A 15607-nucleotide genomic window follows, 5' to 3' on the forward strand; every position below is an offset into this window, starting at 1 on the left:
TTTTATAAGCAAATATAACTTAGATTATGAGGAGTCATTAAATGAAATATTATTTAGCACCAATGGAAGGAATTACAGGATATATATATAGAAATGCTTATGAAAAATTTTTTCATAATATTGATAAATATTTTACCCCTTTTATTGTTACAAATAAAAGCAGAAGTCTTAAAACTAAAGAGTTAAGGGATGTTTTACCTGAAAATAATAAAGGGATGAATATTGTACCTCAAATACTTACCAATGATTCAGAAGGTTTTATTAATACTTCTAGAAAATTACAACAATTAGGTTATAATGAGGTTAATTTAAATTTAGGCTGCCCTGCTGGAACGGTTGTTTCAAAAAATAGAGGATCAGGATTTCTAGCCAAAAGAGAAGAACTTGATATGTTTTTAGATAAAATATTTAAAATAGATGATATGAAAATTTCTATAAAAACTAGAATAGGAAAGGAGAGTCCAGAAGAATTTTATGAACTAATAAAAATTTACAATAAATATCCTATAGAAGAATTAATTATTCATCCTAGAACACAAAAAGATTTTTATGGAAATAAACCTAATTTAGAGGTATTTAAAGATGCATTATCTTTAAGCACCAATCAAGTATGCTATAATGGTGATATTTTTAATGTTGATGATCATAATAAATTAATAAAAGCTTTTCCAGAAGTAAACAAAGTAATGCTAGGAAGAGGTATACTAGCAAATCCAGGGTTAATGAATCAGATTAAAAATAATACTTTTATAGATAAAGAAGTATTAAAAGATTTTCATAGTGAAATTTTTAATAAATATATAGAATTATTTAATGAAGATAGAAATGCAATCTTTAGAATGAAAGAACTATGGGGATATATGATTTACATGTTTTCAGATAATAAAAAATATGCTAAAAAAATAAAGAAGTCACAAAAGTTAAGTGATTATAATGAAGCAGTTTCAAGTTTATTTATGGAGCAGGAAATCATAGAAGGAGCAGGATTATTTAATAATTAAAATTAAATATGGCTATATTTTATTAAATAAGTATGATTAAGAAGAACAAGAGAAGATAATAAAATAATTTTATATTATTGGTGGATTTTAAAGGTCGCGTCTTGTCTCAACTATGAAATCCACGATAATATGAATGTGAACTGCCCCCTGTAAAGTAGACAGGAAACAGTTCAATGTAAGTGTTCACGTGGGTTATTTTGAAAAGAATTTTTTCATATGCCTAACCTTTTGGTTTAAATATCATGGCAGAAATAAATCCAAATATTATTGCGGAGGAAACACCTACACTTACTGTCTTTAAAACACCAGTAAATATTCCTATAAAACCCGTTTGCTCAGCCTCAGTTATAGCAGCTGTTACAAGGGTATTTCCAAAGCTACTTATAGGTACAAATGCTCCAGCACCTGCGAATTTCACCAAAGGATCATATAGACCAAATCCACCTAAAATTGCACCAATTACAACTAGTGTACAAGTTGTATGTGCAGGGGTAATCTTTAAAGTATCCATTATAAGTTGCCCAATAACACAAATTAATCCACCTATTATAAATGCAAAAATAAATTTTTCCATAACTTAACTCACACCTTCTTTTTTACATTTCTATAGAAACAGCATGGGCAACACTAGGTATGCTTTCCTTTTGTTGGAAGGAGATAGGAGACATTAAGGCACCTGTTGCAACAATCAATATTTTCTTTAATTCCCCTTTTCGCATACGATTAAGTAAATGTCCATAAGTTACAGTAGCAGAACAACCACAGCCACTTCCACCAGAAAAGCTTGGTTGGTCTTCTTTATATATTAAAAGACCACAATCTGTAAATATATCCGTTGGCATATTTATTTCATGTTTTTTTAATAAAGCATTAGCAAGTTCATGGCCAACTTTTCCTAAATCACCAGTGGCAATAAGATCATAATGAGAAGCATCAATATTTAAATCTCTAAAATGCGCTTCAATGGTATCTACAGCTGCTGGTGCCATGGCTGCACCAACGTTATATGGATCTGAAATACCCATATCTACTACTCTTCCTATGGTCGCAGAAGTTATTTTAGGTCCGTTTCCATTTTGTCCAAGGACTGCAGCTCCAGCTCCAGTTACTGTCCATTGAGCAGTAGGTGGTCTTTGCACACCATATTCTGTAGGATATCTAAATTGTTTTTCAGCAGCTGCATTATGACTACTTGCAGCTGCTATAACATATTTAGCTGCTTTACTTTCTATTAATTGAGCAGCTAATGCTAAACCTTCCATGGAGCTAGAGCAAGCACCAAATATTCCTAAATAAGGTATTCCTAAAGTTCTTGCAGTAAAGCTACTAGAAATGATTTGATTCATTAAATCTCCACTTAAGAAAAAGTTAATATTTTCTTTTTGTATCTTTGATTTTTGTATTGCTCTTTCACAAGCATGCTCAAGTAGAGCCTTTTCTGCTTTTTCATAGCTATCTTGCCCAAGCCATAAATCATCATAAAGTATATCAAAGTCATCAGCTAAAGCACCATTACCTTCAAAAGGACCACCAACGGCGGCAGAAGCTAATATTGTAGGTTTAGAATTAAAAATCCAGGATTGATGTCCTTTAAGCATTTACATCGCCCCCAACCATGTTATTGTTATTTTTATTGTAGCAATTACAAAAGAAGCAAAAACTCCATAAACAATAACTGCGCCTGCAAGACTGAACATATTTCCAGCTACTCCAAGTACAAATCCTTCAGTTTTATGTTCAATTGAAGCAGAAGCTATAGAATTGGCAAAGCCTGTAATAGGAACAGCAGATCCACATCCAGCCCACTGACTAAGATGATCGTAAATTCCAAGGCCAGTAAATAAAGCTGCAAAAAATATTAAAACTAGGGACGTAGGACCTACTGAGGTTTTTTCATCAAAATTAAAGTAGTTAATAAAAATCCACTGTAGTCCTTGACCAATTGTACATATTGTGCCACCTACGAGAAAGGCTCTAATACAATTAGTTAAAATGGGTCTTTTAGGTTCTATACTATTTACTAATGTATCATATTGCTGCTGAGCTGAGGTCATTTTTTTCTTTTTCATATTTGACATTTATTTCACCTTCTAACGTAATAAATATGGTTCTAATTTTTTTATGGTTTTTTCTAATTTTTTAGCACTTTGTGAGTACATAGTTTTTGCATCTTCATTGTCACAGTCTAAAGAAAATGAAATAAGATCTGCTTGACTTTTTTGAATACTAGCATAGAGCATTTCTTTAATTTGTGTTTTAGGGACTTGTATCATATCATCAAAAAGATCTATATATAAGTCGCCAGAAGAATCTACTTGACCAAGAAAAACATTTTCAAGGATAACCCCTTTGATTTCTAGCTGAGTTGTAAGCCAGCCTCGATTTAATCCAGCATTAGTAAGACCTTCATTTAATATGTTTCCATCTAAAATAACTGTTTGTGGTTCAGTCTTAGGTGCTACTTTTTCTCCTAAATCATATGGGGTAATGGGCTTTTTATCAGCTTTTAAACTAACATTTATATCTCCAGTTGTTTCCATTACAGCAAATTCAACATCGGCTAAGTTAAATACTTTTTTTAAACGCATTTGTTGTAGGAATTCTTGCCCTGTAATTCTTTCTTTGGATAAGTTATCTTCCATAACTTTACCGTTTTTAACAAGAACCCGTTCTTTACCGTGCATTAGGTTATAAATCCATTTACTTCTCATGGAAGCATAATCTAAGATAATAGGCATCAGTGCCCAAACAGACAGTGTAATTAATCCGAAGTAAATATTATTAACTATATTTAAAGAAATTAAAGTAATTATAATAGCAATGACGGCATAAGAAATAAAATCAAAGGGTGTAGCCTTAGATAAGGTCTTTTTTTTCATATATTTTGTTATAACTAATGTTAAAAAAAATAAAATTATCGAATTAAATAATAGTATTAACCAAGAATCCATATGCCACCTCACTTAGTTGCCTTTATATTGGGGTTCCTCAAACTCCATAAAGCCTATTCTTTTTTCTAAGTCTGTTTTAATTTCATTTATTTCTTTATATGCCTGATTATAAATAGCGCTAGCTTCTTTATCACGTTCTTGCAATGAATACATTCTTAAGGTGGCCTCAGACCCCTTTAGTGTAGCTAATGTTTCTTTTACCTTTGAAATCGCAGTCATATAAAAGTCTCCTTTATATTTATTAAGTTGTTTTCTAGGTTACTTTAACCAATAATCTTAGTTTTAATTCATTTTTAATATATATATTTATTTAAATTATTAAAGACAAATTGTTAAGGATTAATAAATATAAACTAGATTTAAAAAGGAATATATTTCATTATGAATAAATTGAATATTTAAATTAATTATGAACAAAATATAGTTGTAATAAAAAATACAAAGGAGGAGTTGTTATGCCAACAGGAACAAAACTTGAAACAGCATTAGCTAGTGCTAAGGGATTAGGTGCTGATATGAAGACATTTTCTTTAGATACAGATAATCAAGAAGCAAAACAAATGTTTAATCAACTTGCAAATACAATGGAAAATGTAGAACAAACAATTCAATCAAGACTTGATTTTGTAAAACAAGAAGAACCTCAATATAATAAATAGTTAATTAATAATTGATATACTCTCATATCTAGTTAAATTTATATTTTATAGATATGGGAGTATATTAATATGTAATATAATTTTGAGTTCTTACTGGAATTATTAAACTATAAATTAATTACATAAATAAAATTTCAATATAAAAATAATTGTTAAAAAGCATATTATAACTATGCTTTTTATAACACATTTAGAGTTTATTTACCTAATCCATCCCAATGCTCATAAGCTTCATTTAATTCAATAAGTGAAGCAGATTTATCTTTTGCCATTATGGCACCATTAAGACGTGCCATACTCTCTTGAAAAGAATTTATTTCATCTCTTTCTGAACTAAACTGAATTCTTTTAACTACTCTTTTCCAAACATTTGACAAATTTTTTGTTTTATCACTAGCATCTTCCCAGTTTTCTGATTCTACATCTTGAATAATTAATTGTATTGACTCAGGAATATTATCATTTTTTCCTAATGATTTTTTTAAAATAGTACTACTAAGCATAATTACTACAAAAAGAATTAATGCTACTATAGGTGTAGTTATGACTAAAAATTTTCTCATGATAGTTTTCCTCCTTAATATGGGCCCTTATAATCACCAACATCAGTTATTTTTACAGTGTGATCATCATATTTATCTATATACAAGGAACCAGAAGGAGTCAGTGTTGCAAGAAATACCTCTGAAACATCCTTGATTTGGTACATTTTTAGCTGATCCATAAGCCATTTTTCAGTTTTATTAAGTTGTTTTAAATTTTGATGTATAAGTATTCCATCGTAAATAAGTTCTGTACTTATGCCTGTTGGCGCTTTAGTAATATTCATATCTTTAGGTGTTAGAGGTTCATATTGTGGTTTTTTAAGTACAGATAATTGTCCATTTGGTTCAATAATTGCAAAATCCACTTGTGACAAATCAAAAACATCTTTATTTCTTAATAGTGCCATGATATCAGAGACTTTGTATTTCATTTTGCGTAATGCATTCTCCATTATTTTACCATTCATAATTATAATTGTAGGTTCTCCATCTATGTATTTTGAAGCATATCTCCATTTTAATGTAATATATTCCATTGTATATCCTAGTAGAGCCCAAACAAAAAGACCTATAAAATGAGGCCAAGCTCTACTAGATAAGTCTGTTGTAAGAGTTGCAGCAATAGATCCAATTGTTATTCCAAGGACATAATCGAAAAAACTTAATTGACTTATTTGTTGTTTACCTAATATTTTAGCAAAAATAAGTAAGGAAAAAAATCCGATAATAGAACGCACAAAAACTACTAATCCTTCATTCAATTTTCTTTACCTCCTAATCTTAATAATATACAGTTATTATTTGACTTAAAGTAAATTTTATACTGGTGTTAGTATAAAATAGTGGACACTTTAAGTGGAACTAAATAAAATATTATTTAGTTAAAAAATAAAGTGTTCATAAATGGATAAAGCAAAAGAAGATTAGATGAATTGATTAATGCAATTAAATAAAGCAATATGTTTAATATAAAATGTATTGTAGAAGGTAAATCATGTAATGAAAATATAATTAAGGAAAAGTATATTGAATTAGAATATTTTTTATTATTAATACAAATGCTAAAATTAATTATTATAATTAAAGAGATATCTTGGAGGATTTAAATGAGCATTTTAAAAAAAATATTAATATTTATTATGATTCCAATTATCCTAATAGGAGTTTTGAAAAATAATGTATTTGCTAATTCAAATTTTAGTAAAGAAACTCCAGTTAAGATAGGTGTATTCTTAGACAATTCTAATGCTATGTATGTTTCTTTACTTAAACAAAATTTGGAACGTATTGAAAAAGAAAATAAAGATAAAGTTAAATTTACATTCTTTGATGCAAAAGATAATCAAAGTTTACAAAATGAAAGTATAGAAAAAGCCCTTACAGAAGAATATGACCTTTTTATTATAAATTTAATTACTCATAACTTAGACGATGTAAAAAGTACTTTAATTAAAATCATGAGAAAAAATATTCCTTTAATTTTAAATCCAGACCCCACTGAAGAAATAATAAACTTTATTAAACCGTATAAGCGATTTGTTGTTATTGGAGCAGATTTTGAGCAATCGGGTACTATGGAAGGAAAAATACTTGTTAATGAATGGAATTCTAATAAAGAGTTCATAGATAAAAATCATGATGATGTATTGCAGTATGTTATGTTAAAAGGCAGAATTGGTAGCCCGTTAACATATTTAAGAACAAAATACTCTATTTTAGCACTTAAAGAGGCTGGAATAAAAACAGAAGAGATTACATCCTCTAACTGTGAATGGATGCAAGATTGCGCTAAAAGTTCTATTGAAGCTCTGTTTCTTAAATATGGTAATAAAATTGAAGCTATAATTTCTAATAATGATGCTATGGCAGTAGGTGCTGTTGAGGCTTTACAGAAGTATGGATATAATAAAGGAAATAAATCAGAAACAATTCCAGTTTTAGGTATTGATGGAATGCCAGCTGCCAAAGATTTAATACAAAAAGGTTTTATGACAGGTACTGTTGCTTTAGATCCTCACGATCTTGCTGAAGCTCTTTATTCTATTGGAATAAATTTAGCATCTGGCAATCCTCCTCTTGAAAATACAAGCTATAAATTTGACGATACAGGATTTACAGTTCATTTAACTTACAGGGAGTACATAAACAGTACAAAGTAAACACTAAATGTAATTATTCGTAGGTATGTTAGAGTTATTAGTGAATTGGTGATTAATTTAGAAAAATTGATATAAGAATAGATGTAGATTATGGAGGCTACGGACAACTAATAACTAGATAATTTCCAAAATTCATTCTAAGAAAAAAATTAATCTGAAAATAATAAAAAAACCACCAATTCTAGTGTGAAATTTATTTGCAACAAATAAATTTACTAAGAAAAGGTGGTTTTTTATGATTAATAATCAAGAATACATTTGAAAAACACTGGAAAAATTATACTTTTATCTTCGAAAAGATTAAATAATTTAATTGCAATAATAATTGGTATTATAAATTCAAAATCTAAGGACAACTATTAACTAAATAGGAATCTAAATAAACTTTAGTTAGTTTGCAACCCTTCTCTATTAAGTTGAAATTTCCATGTTTTAAGCACCAATCATAAATTACACCTCTAGAAATAGTTAATATATCATTTGTAATTTCTAAGGCATCAATGGTAGTGTCTAAAATGCCTAATTTTTGACCATCTTTTGCAGCATCTAAAATTAGTTTTGATAGATGTCTATCAAAGGATAAAAAATATTCATTTCCAACTGTAATTTGGCTTTTGTAAAATTGTGTAAAAATTTCAACTCCTTCAATTTCTGCATATCTTAGCTGTTCTTTTACAATTAGCATAATTCTATTTATAGTATTTCCATTAAAATGCCCTTGTTCGTCTAAATTTGTAAGTATTTCATCGAAGTATTTATAAGTTTCAATTATTATAAAATCTAGTGATTTAAAATAGTGGTAAAAGGAACCGATTGATACATTGGCCTTTTTGCAAATAGAGGATATAGTAACTTTTTCAAAGCCTATTTCTTTAACTAATTGTAATGCACAATGAAGTATATTTTCTTTAGTTTTAAGAGCTTGATATTGCCTGTTGGTTAATTTCGTATCCAAATAAAATCCCTCCTTGTATGATGTAGTTATAAAATTTCATAGAAAACTTAATATCATTCTAACGAACATTATATAGCATTATCTTTTCATTAGTCCTATTTTATTATTCCGTTTAGCATCTTTCGATGCGAAGCATATATATTTTACTTGACTATTATTATCTAATCTCATGCATTTCATAGTATATCATAGTAAAGCTAAAATGGGATATATTTTATAATTGAATTTTTTTTTAAACAAATAAAGATCTATATAATAAATTTCATTATATTATCAGTGAAATGAGTTTAGAAAATTACGAATCAAAATATTGACAATAAATTATCAATGTGATAATGTTAAAATATATTCATTGAATATATTCGATGAATATATTCAATGAAGTATATAGAATAGTAAGCAAATGGAGGAAGTATTACATGAACAAAAAGTATAGTAAATTATTTGAACCTATTAAAATAGGTAAAGTAGAAATACCAAATCGTTATTCAATGGCACCAATGGGACCAGTTGGATTTACTAGTGAACAAGGAGCATTTAATAAAGCTGGAATTGATTATTACGTAGAAAGAGCAAAGGGTGGAACTGGACTTATAATTACTGGTATTTGTAATGTGGAAAATGATATAGAGCCTTTACAAAATCCAAGCATACCTTGTGTTACAAAGAGTCCACTACACTTTGTACAAAGTGGAAAAATATTAACAGAAAGAGTTCATGCATATGGAGCTAAGATATTTTTGCAGTTAACTGCAGGATTAGGACGTTCAGGAATACCAAGTTTCTTGAAAGGTAAATGTGTAGCACCATCAGCACAAGAAAATAGATGGGATGCAAATATAAAACATAGAGAGTTAGCAACTGAAGAAGTTAAAACCTACATACAAAAATTTGCAATGTCTGCAGCAATAGCAAAAAAATCAGGTTTTGATGGTGTAGAAATACATGCAGTTCATGAAGGGTATTTATTAGACCAGTTTGCAATATCTTTTTATAATAAGCGTACTGATGAATTTGGTGGAAGCTTAGAGAATAGATTAAGATTTGCAACGGAAATAGTTAAATCTATAAAAGCAGTTTGTGGAGAAGATTTTCCAGTTTCTTTAAGATATTCATTAAAAAGTATGATGAAGGGACTAAGAGAAGGTGCACTTCCAGGAGAAGAATTTGTGGAAGTGGGTCGTGATTATGAAGAAGGATTGCAGGCAGCTAAAATATTAGTTGAAGCTGGATATGATGCATTAAATGTAGATGTAGGAACATATGATTCTTGGTACTGGAATCATCCACCAATGTATTTTGAAGATGGTATGTATAGATCATTTGGAAAGATGGTAAAAGAAGTTGTAGACGTACCAGTAATATTAGCAGGTAGAATGGATAACCCGGATATAGCTTTAACTTCATTAGAAAATGGTGAAGCTGACATAATAGGATTAGGAAGACCTTTACTTGCAGATCCATATTTACCTAAAAAAATTAGGGTTGGAAAAATTGATGATGTAAGACCATGCTTATCCTGTCATGAAGGTTGTATGGGAAGAATAGAAAAGGCATCAGGATTATCTTGTGCAGTAAATCCAGCCTGCGGAAGAGAAGCTACTTATGGAATAAGTAAAGCTGATGAAGCTAAGAAAGTATTAGTAATAGGTGGGGGTATTTCAGGGCTTGAATTTGCAAGAGTTAGTGCTCTTAGAGGGCATGAAGTAGAACTACACGAAAAATCAAATAAACTAGGCGGAAATATAATACCAGGGGGAGCACCAAACTTCAAAAAAGATGATTATCATTTAGTTAATTGGTATACAAAAGCAGTTAAAGATGCAGGGGTTAAGGTATTTATGGAATCTGAGATGACTGCTGAAAAAATTAAAGAAAGCAAGTTCGATGTAGTTGTGGTAGCTACAGGTTCAAATCCTATAATGTTAAATCTTCCAGGATTTGATAATGGGAAGGTTGTAACAGCTGATAAAATTTTATTAAATCCAGAATCAGCAGGGCAAAAGGTAGTTGTAGTTGGAGCTGGTTTAGTTGGATGCGAAACTGCGTTATGGTTAGCTCAAAAAGGAAGAGAAGTAACAATTGTAGAGGCAAGTAAGGAAATTTTAGGAGGACCTCACAATTTACCGTTTATGAACTATGATATGCTTAAAAATTTATTAAAATATGAAAATGTTAAAATAATAACATCAACATCTATAGCAGCAGCTAATGATGAGGGAGCAATAGTTAAAAACAGTGATGGTATAGAAGAAATATTAGAGGCAGATACAGTAATAATGTCTATAGGATATAGATCAAATAAAAATTTATATGATGAGTTGAAAATGGAAATAGAAGATTTATATATATTAGGAGATGCAAAACAAGTAAAGAATATCATGTATGCTATATGGGATGCATATGAAGTAGCAAGAAGTATATAATTATAAAAGAGTTGTGTAAAATTATGTTTTTATACAACTCTTTTATTTTTATTTAGCCAATTATCCCTAGTATCGTCTATATTAAATCCACTACTTTTAAAATCTCTAAACGTTTCTTGATGAACGATAGTACTTTAAATTAACTTTAATTTTCAGTATAATATTTTAAGTAATAATAAGGTGAAAATTTAAATAAACTACTTACAAACTGGTAAATGCTATGTAAGGGAGTAATTTAGTATGAAAAAAATGATAGAATCTATAATGCTTATGTTCAAATATTGAAGGAAGAACTAGTTCCAGCAATGGGATGCACAGAACCAATTGCAATAGCTTATGGAGGAGCTAAGACTAGAGAGGTTTTAGGTGGAGTTCCTGAAAAATGTAAAATTGAGGTAAGCAGTAACATTATTAAAAATGTAAAAAGTATTATTGTACCAAATACAAATGGATTAAAGGGGATAGAAGCAGCACTGGTAGCAGGAATAGCATATTTAAATGGAGATGATAAATGATGGATTATCATAAAATATTAGGTGTAGAAAAAAATGCATCAAAAAAAGAAATAAGAGAAGCGTATGAAAAGCAAGTAGAAAAAATTAAAAAGGAAGTAGTTAATGAAAAACGACTTAATGAATTTTTGAAGTTATTTAATGAGGCATATGAAGCTTTAAATAGGTTAGAAGAAAGTCCACTAATGGATAAAAATGAAACGCTAATTATGCAGCCGCAAGAAATAGAAAAGGAATTGGAAGTTAATAATAAAAATAGAAATTCAGTTTCTAGAAATAGATCAAAAAGCAAAGTTAGAAATACTAGCACAAAAAAGAAAGACGATGGTAAAAGAGGATTTTCAGAAAATAAAGATAAGAAAAATAATAGGAATGATAATAGAGAAGAAAAACTTAGAAAACAAAAAATGGTTGAAAAAAGTCCCAAAAGTAATACTAAGCAAATATTTGATTTGTTTATGTTACCATTTAAGATATTAGCTTTACCATTAATAGCTGTATTATCAATAATAATATTATTATGTCAGATCATAAATGTAGTTTCATGGATAGCATCTAAAGTATTAATAGTTGGATCTATATCAATAGGAGCTATACACCTATATCAGGTTAATTTAGGACAAGTTATAAATTATAATATACTGATTTTGGCTACTTCAGTATTATTAGCATCATTCTTCTTACCTTATATATTAAAGTTTGTGTTGAGAATTTTTGAAAAATTAAATAATATGTTAAAAGACTTTGTTTTTTAATATTTATTTAAGATGATATATAAATTTAAGTATTAAATATAATAGGAGTATAAGGAAAACTATGAAAATCTGAATATTGGATTTTGAACTGCTCTCTGTCTACTTGACAGGGAGCAGTTCATTTTCGTGGATTTTTAGCATTTTTTATTTTTATACTTTAGATTAACCATAATATACAATTAATTTAGTTTCAATTTAATAACATAATATATATTTTATGTTATTAAATTTATATAAAAATATTAAGTATATTACATAAATATGATAAACTGATTGTATAATACTATTTATTACATAAAAACTAAAAAATTGTTATAAGGTTAGGTGACGTTATTTTGAAATTAACCAAAGAATATGTTGAATCAACTGCTTATAATGCAAGTTCATTTAATAATGCAAAAAAGCTTGTAAGCAAAAATCAAATTATAAAAACACATATTATAGGAGATAAGACTCTCATTTATGGGGAGTGTATGGGGAGTGGAAAAAAGAATTATATAGTATCAGTAGACTTTATTAATGAAAATGAACCTGTTTTCAGATGTAGCTGTCCAAGCAGACAGATTCCATGCAAACATGCAACTGCACTTTTATATCAATATTTTGAAGATAGCAGTAAGTTTGAAACAGGGGAAATTCCTGAGGATGTTTTAAGGAAAAGAGAAAAAATAGAAAAGAAGGAAGAAAAGAAAAAAGAAGAGATAATAAAGCCTAAGAAGGTTAATGTAAGTGCATTTATAAAGAAAATGAAAACACAGCTTGAAGGTTTAGAAATTGTAGATAAATTTATAAATGACACGCTTTCAGTTGGACTTGCATCTATTACATTATCACAGATAAAGATATACAACAAAGAGCTAATAAAATCTTTAAACAGTAATTATTATCTTCCAGAACATTCAGTAATAATAGGGGATATTTTAGAAAATTTAAGAATTATTAAGGAAGATAAAGATATAGAGGATGAAATATATTATGAAAAAACATTGGATTCATTAGGATATATTCAAAATCTTAATGTAAAAGCTAGAACTGTTTTAAATAAGCATATTAAAGAAAAGAAATTTATAGATGAAGAGAGTGCTGATATATTTACAAAGCTCGGTTATATATGGAAACTTAGTGAACTCAGAAATCTTGGCTTTTACAGTGAAAATGGAAAGTTATTGCAGCTTGGTTTTTATTGTGAAGAAGATGACTTAAGAAAAACCTATATTGATACAGGATTTTACATAAATCTTAGTGAAGATAAGATCTATAAGACGATGAATTACAGACCTTATCGAATAAGTAACAAAATTAAGGAAGAAGATACGATATTTGAAGTTTTTGAGGTACCTGAATTTTATATTTATCCAGGTCAGAATAATCCACGTATAAGATTTGAAGGCGGAGTTATGAGAAAAGTTTCAAAAGAAGATATAAAAGAAATAAGAAAATCTGCTAAGACAAATTATAAAGAAGCTTTAAAAGAAGTAAAGATTCAGCTTAAAAATACATTATATGATAAACATCCAATTTTCTTAATGCATTATAATGAGCTAGTTAAGTTTGGAGAGGAGTTAGCAATAAAGGATGACCATGGAGAAACAATTATGCTTAAAAATACAAAAGATACCTCAATGCCTTCAACACTTGAAAATTTAAAGTTTATGCTTGGTAGTAAAGATTTAAAAGAGAATGTAATGCTTGGTATATTTGAACATGATTTAAATACAGGAAAACTTACAATGCAGCCTATAAGTGTTGTTACAGATGATCAAATTATAAGAATATTAGGATAGTAAAAGGTGATATTATGAACGAATTATTAATACAGTTAAAACATTCCTTAGGACAAGCTGCTGTTTTGGGAACAAAGTCTTTAAGTGATGATTTCAGACTTAAGAAAATATCTGAGAAAATAAAGTTATTAAGCGGTAAAGCGCAAGTTTTTTCTAAAATATATTCAATGCTTGAAGGTCTTTTAAATGAAAGTAGTGAAAATGCTTATATTATAATGTGTGAGCTTGTGAATTTAATTAATGCAGTTTTATATACACAGGGAAATTCCCAAAGCATTGAAAAAGAAGAAAAATTTGAAATTGATGAAAATATAAAAGGAACTTCAGTCTTAAGATATTCAGAAATAAGAAATATAAAAGAAATTTTAAAAGGTGGAACTACTACAAAATGGGCTTCATTAAAAAAAGCATTTAAGGAAAATAAACTTTTTGATTACAGGCTATTAAATGATTTATTAGGCGAATTATCTAATTCATATGTATATGAGTATGATTTTAGTATTGTAACTATTCTTTCACAATATAATGAGGATATTGTACATATATTAATGGAGAAATTTGAAAAAAGTGATAAAGTTGCAAAATGCAATATTGTAAAAATAATATCTAATGTTGGAAAAGAAAAATATAATAATTTTTATAAAAAGTGTGTTCTTGAAGAGGATGCTGATAATGTAATAGCTGTAGCAATCAAAGCATTAAAAGATGATAGAAATAATGAACAATTTCTTTTGGATTTAAAATTAAAAAAGAAAGCATTAAAAGAAGCAAGAATATTAGCGCTAGCATGTATGGATACTGAAAAGGCAGATGAAGAAGTTAAAAAATATTGCTTAAAAAATATAAAATTTTTAAATGAAGTTTTAAATGAAAGACTATTTATTAAAGAAGATGAAATTATTGAACTTATTGAAGAAAGCATGACAAAGGAATTTGGAGAAAAAAATACTAAGGACTATGAGTTTTTTTATGAAATGCTTGATGCATCAAAGAATTTTAAATCCAAAAGGATTATAGAAGTCTTAAAGAAGGCTGTTGATTTTGAATTTAATTTAGGAGATTATAAGAGAAATGCAGCAGTAAACCTTTTTTATCAGGACGATGAGGCGGTATATAAATATCTTTTTGATCTTAAGAAAAAGAGTGAATTTTATATTGGAATAAGTTTTGCAGCTGCACAAAAGATATATTCAAAAGAAGAGATATTTGAAGAATTTTCAAAAATTATAAATAAGAAGTTTTCACCAAATGAATCAACTCTTTCAAATTCAATAAAAATTATGTTTAATTATTATTATATGTCAGGTTATGTTGTAGGAGCATCTGATCGTATACCTGTAAATATAATAAATTTTAAGTCGTGGGACGAAAGATGGGTATATACTGCAATGAATGATAAAAACCTTATTGATTATGCATATGAATTTGTAAGCAAAGATCTAAATGATCAAGAAAAAAGCAGGGTAAAAAAGTTCTGTTTAAATTATATTGAAAATATGAAAAATGAACCTGAATCAAAAGGCAAGAAAGTATATTATCTTGACACAAACCATAGTAAAAATATATGTGATGGAAACAGAATAAGAAGTATAATGACAATATTATTTAAAATTGGAGCCAAAGAAGAAGCCATGAATAATGTTTTATATTTTTCAAAATATTTCAGATATTTAACACCTGCTTATCAAGTATATATGAATGCTGATGATATTACATTTTTAGAAAATCTTAAAAATGAAGTATCAGAATATGTACTTTATGATGATGCTGTATTAAAGAGAATTGATTATCTTATAGACATTTTAGCTTTAGGTAGATAAACATATTTGTTTTAGTGGAATTATAAATAACATTTGAAAA

At 28.2% G+C, this 15607-nt stretch carries 15 protein-coding genes and 1 pseudogene; 8 read left to right on the forward strand and 8 right to left on the reverse strand.

The genetic code is table 11. The annotated features are described in order from the left end of the window. The first annotated feature begins 41 nt into the window (after positions 1-41). Positions 42-1001, forward strand: a complete 960-nt coding sequence (locus NG918_RS12310; RefSeq protein WP_252214368.1) for a tRNA dihydrouridine synthase — start codon at positions 42-44, stop codon at positions 999-1001. Between the two features lie 220 nt (positions 1002-1221). On the opposite strand, the gene spoVAE is transcribed toward NG918_RS12310, so the two are convergent. From spoVAE to NG918_RS12335, 5 genes are read right to left on the reverse strand one after another with little or no spacing between them, the layout of a single operon-like run. Further along, positions 1222-1575, reverse strand: coding sequence for a stage V sporulation protein AE (gene spoVAE, locus NG918_RS12315; RefSeq protein WP_252214366.1), 354 nt, complete (start codon positions 1573-1575; stop codon positions 1222-1224). Between the two features lie 22 nt (positions 1576-1597). Then, complete coding sequence (spoVAD, locus tag NG918_RS12320; RefSeq protein ID WP_252214364.1) at positions 1598-2599, reverse strand: stage V sporulation protein AD; 1002 nt, start codon at positions 2597-2599, stop codon at positions 1598-1600. Further along, on the reverse strand, positions 2600-3079 hold the full coding sequence (gene spoVAC, locus NG918_RS12325) for a stage V sporulation protein AC (RefSeq protein ID WP_252214362.1): 480 nt from the start codon (positions 3077-3079) through the stop codon (positions 2600-2602). A 12-nt stretch (positions 3080-3091) separates the two neighbouring features. After that, on the reverse strand, positions 3092-3952 hold the full coding sequence (locus tag NG918_RS12330; RefSeq protein WP_252214360.1) for a DUF421 domain-containing protein: 861 nt from the start codon (positions 3950-3952) through the stop codon (positions 3092-3094). Positions 3953-3964: 12 nt separating this feature from the next. Then, on the reverse strand, positions 3965-4171 hold the full coding sequence (locus NG918_RS12335; protein ID WP_252214358.1) for a DUF1657 domain-containing protein: 207 nt from the start codon (positions 4169-4171) through the stop codon (positions 3965-3967). 236 nt (positions 4172-4407) lie between these two features. Between NG918_RS12335 and NG918_RS12340 the strand changes: the two genes are divergently transcribed. Next, on the forward strand, positions 4408-4611 hold the full coding sequence (locus tag NG918_RS12340) for a DUF1657 domain-containing protein (RefSeq protein WP_252214356.1): 204 nt from the start codon (positions 4408-4410) through the stop codon (positions 4609-4611). A gap of 197 nt (positions 4612-4808) precedes the next feature. On the opposite strand, the gene NG918_RS12345 is transcribed toward NG918_RS12340, so the two are convergent. Both NG918_RS12345 and NG918_RS12350 read right to left on the reverse strand, forming a co-directional pair. Continuing rightward, positions 4809-5174, reverse strand: a complete 366-nt coding sequence (locus NG918_RS12345; protein ID WP_252214354.1) for a DUF4363 family protein — start codon at positions 5172-5174, stop codon at positions 4809-4811. 14 nt (positions 5175-5188) lie between these two features. Further along, a complete protein-coding gene (locus NG918_RS12350; RefSeq protein WP_252214352.1) occupies positions 5189-5917 on the reverse strand; it encodes a DUF421 domain-containing protein in 729 nt (242 codons plus the stop codon). A 345-nt stretch (positions 5918-6262) separates the two neighbouring features. Between NG918_RS12350 and NG918_RS12355 the strand changes: the two genes are divergently transcribed. Then, positions 6263-7315: a galactose ABC transporter substrate-binding protein gene (locus tag NG918_RS12355; protein WP_252214350.1), complete on the forward strand. Its 1053-nt coding sequence runs from the start codon at positions 6263-6265 to the stop codon at positions 7313-7315. A gap of 346 nt (positions 7316-7661) precedes the next feature. Here the strand turns inward: NG918_RS12355 and NG918_RS12360 are convergent, their stop codons facing one another. Next, complete coding sequence (locus NG918_RS12360) at positions 7662-8270, reverse strand: TetR/AcrR family transcriptional regulator (protein WP_252226429.1); 609 nt, start codon at positions 8268-8270, stop codon at positions 7662-7664. Between the two features lie 419 nt (positions 8271-8689). Between NG918_RS12360 and NG918_RS12365 the strand changes: the two genes are divergently transcribed. The 5 genes and pseudogenes from NG918_RS12365 to NG918_RS12385 all read left to right on the forward strand — a co-directional run bounded on the left by NG918_RS12365 (position 8690) and on the right by NG918_RS12385 (position 15567). Further along, a complete protein-coding gene (locus NG918_RS12365) occupies positions 8690-10696 on the forward strand; it encodes an FAD-dependent oxidoreductase (RefSeq protein ID WP_252214346.1) in 2007 nt (668 codons plus the stop codon). A 257-nt stretch (positions 10697-10953) separates the two neighbouring features. Beyond that, a pseudogene (locus NG918_RS12370) lies at positions 10954-11184 on the forward strand (serine dehydratase subunit alpha family protein); the annotation flags it as partial. A gap of 23 nt (positions 11185-11207) precedes the next feature. Beyond that, positions 11208-11963, forward strand: coding sequence for a J domain-containing protein (locus NG918_RS12375; RefSeq protein ID WP_252214344.1), 756 nt, complete (start codon positions 11208-11210; stop codon positions 11961-11963). A gap of 335 nt (positions 11964-12298) precedes the next feature. Next, the gene (locus tag NG918_RS12380; RefSeq protein ID WP_252226432.1) at positions 12299-13747 is read left to right on the forward strand and encodes an SWIM zinc finger family protein; all 1449 of its coding nucleotides are present in this window, start codon (positions 12299-12301) and stop codon (positions 13745-13747) included. A gap of 14 nt (positions 13748-13761) precedes the next feature. Next, positions 13762-15567, forward strand: a complete 1806-nt coding sequence (locus NG918_RS12385; protein WP_252226434.1) for a hypothetical protein — start codon at positions 13762-13764, stop codon at positions 15565-15567. The last annotated feature ends 40 nt before the right edge of the window (positions 15568-15607 follow it).

This window comes from Clostridium sp. ZBS2 (genome assembly GCF_023845855.1).
GTDB classification, from domain to species: domain Bacteria; phylum Bacillota; class Clostridia; order Clostridiales; family Clostridiaceae; genus Clostridium; species Clostridium aquiflavi.

What these genes read in the sequence shown, in the direction of transcription:
- NG918_RS12330 (WP_252214360.1), bottom strand. Translation starts at nt 3,952, where the DNA reads ATGGATTCTTGGTTAATACTATTATTTAATTCGATAATTTTATTTTTT.
- NG918_RS12335 (WP_252214358.1), bottom strand. Translation starts at nt 4,171, where the DNA reads ATGACTGCGATTTCAAAGGTAAAAGAAACATTAGCTACACTAAAGGGG.
- NG918_RS12355 (WP_252214350.1), top strand. Translation starts at nt 6,263, where the DNA reads ATGAGCATTTTAAAAAAAATATTAATATTTATTATGATTCCAATTATC.
- spoVAC (WP_252214362.1), bottom strand. Translation starts at nt 3,079, where the DNA reads ATGTCAAATATGAAAAAGAAAAAAATGACCTCAGCTCAGCAGCAATAT.
- NG918_RS12310 (WP_252214368.1), top strand. Translation starts at nt 42, where the DNA reads ATGAAATATTATTTAGCACCAATGGAAGGAATTACAGGATATATATAT.
- spoVAE (WP_252214366.1), bottom strand. Translation starts at nt 1,575, where the DNA reads ATGGAAAAATTTATTTTTGCATTTATAATAGGTGGATTAATTTGTGTT.
- NG918_RS12375 (WP_252214344.1), top strand. Translation starts at nt 11,208, where the DNA reads ATGATGGATTATCATAAAATATTAGGTGTAGAAAAAAATGCATCAAAA.
- NG918_RS12385 (WP_252226434.1), top strand. Translation starts at nt 13,762, where the DNA reads ATGAACGAATTATTAATACAGTTAAAACATTCCTTAGGACAAGCTGCT.
- NG918_RS12365 (WP_252214346.1), top strand. Translation starts at nt 8,690, where the DNA reads ATGAACAAAAAGTATAGTAAATTATTTGAACCTATTAAAATAGGTAAA.
- NG918_RS12340 (WP_252214356.1), top strand. Translation starts at nt 4,408, where the DNA reads ATGCCAACAGGAACAAAACTTGAAACAGCATTAGCTAGTGCTAAGGGA.
- spoVAD (WP_252214364.1), bottom strand. Translation starts at nt 2,599, where the DNA reads ATGCTTAAAGGACATCAATCCTGGATTTTTAATTCTAAACCTACAATA.
- NG918_RS12345 (WP_252214354.1), bottom strand. Translation starts at nt 5,174, where the DNA reads ATGAGAAAATTTTTAGTCATAACTACACCTATAGTAGCATTAATTCTT.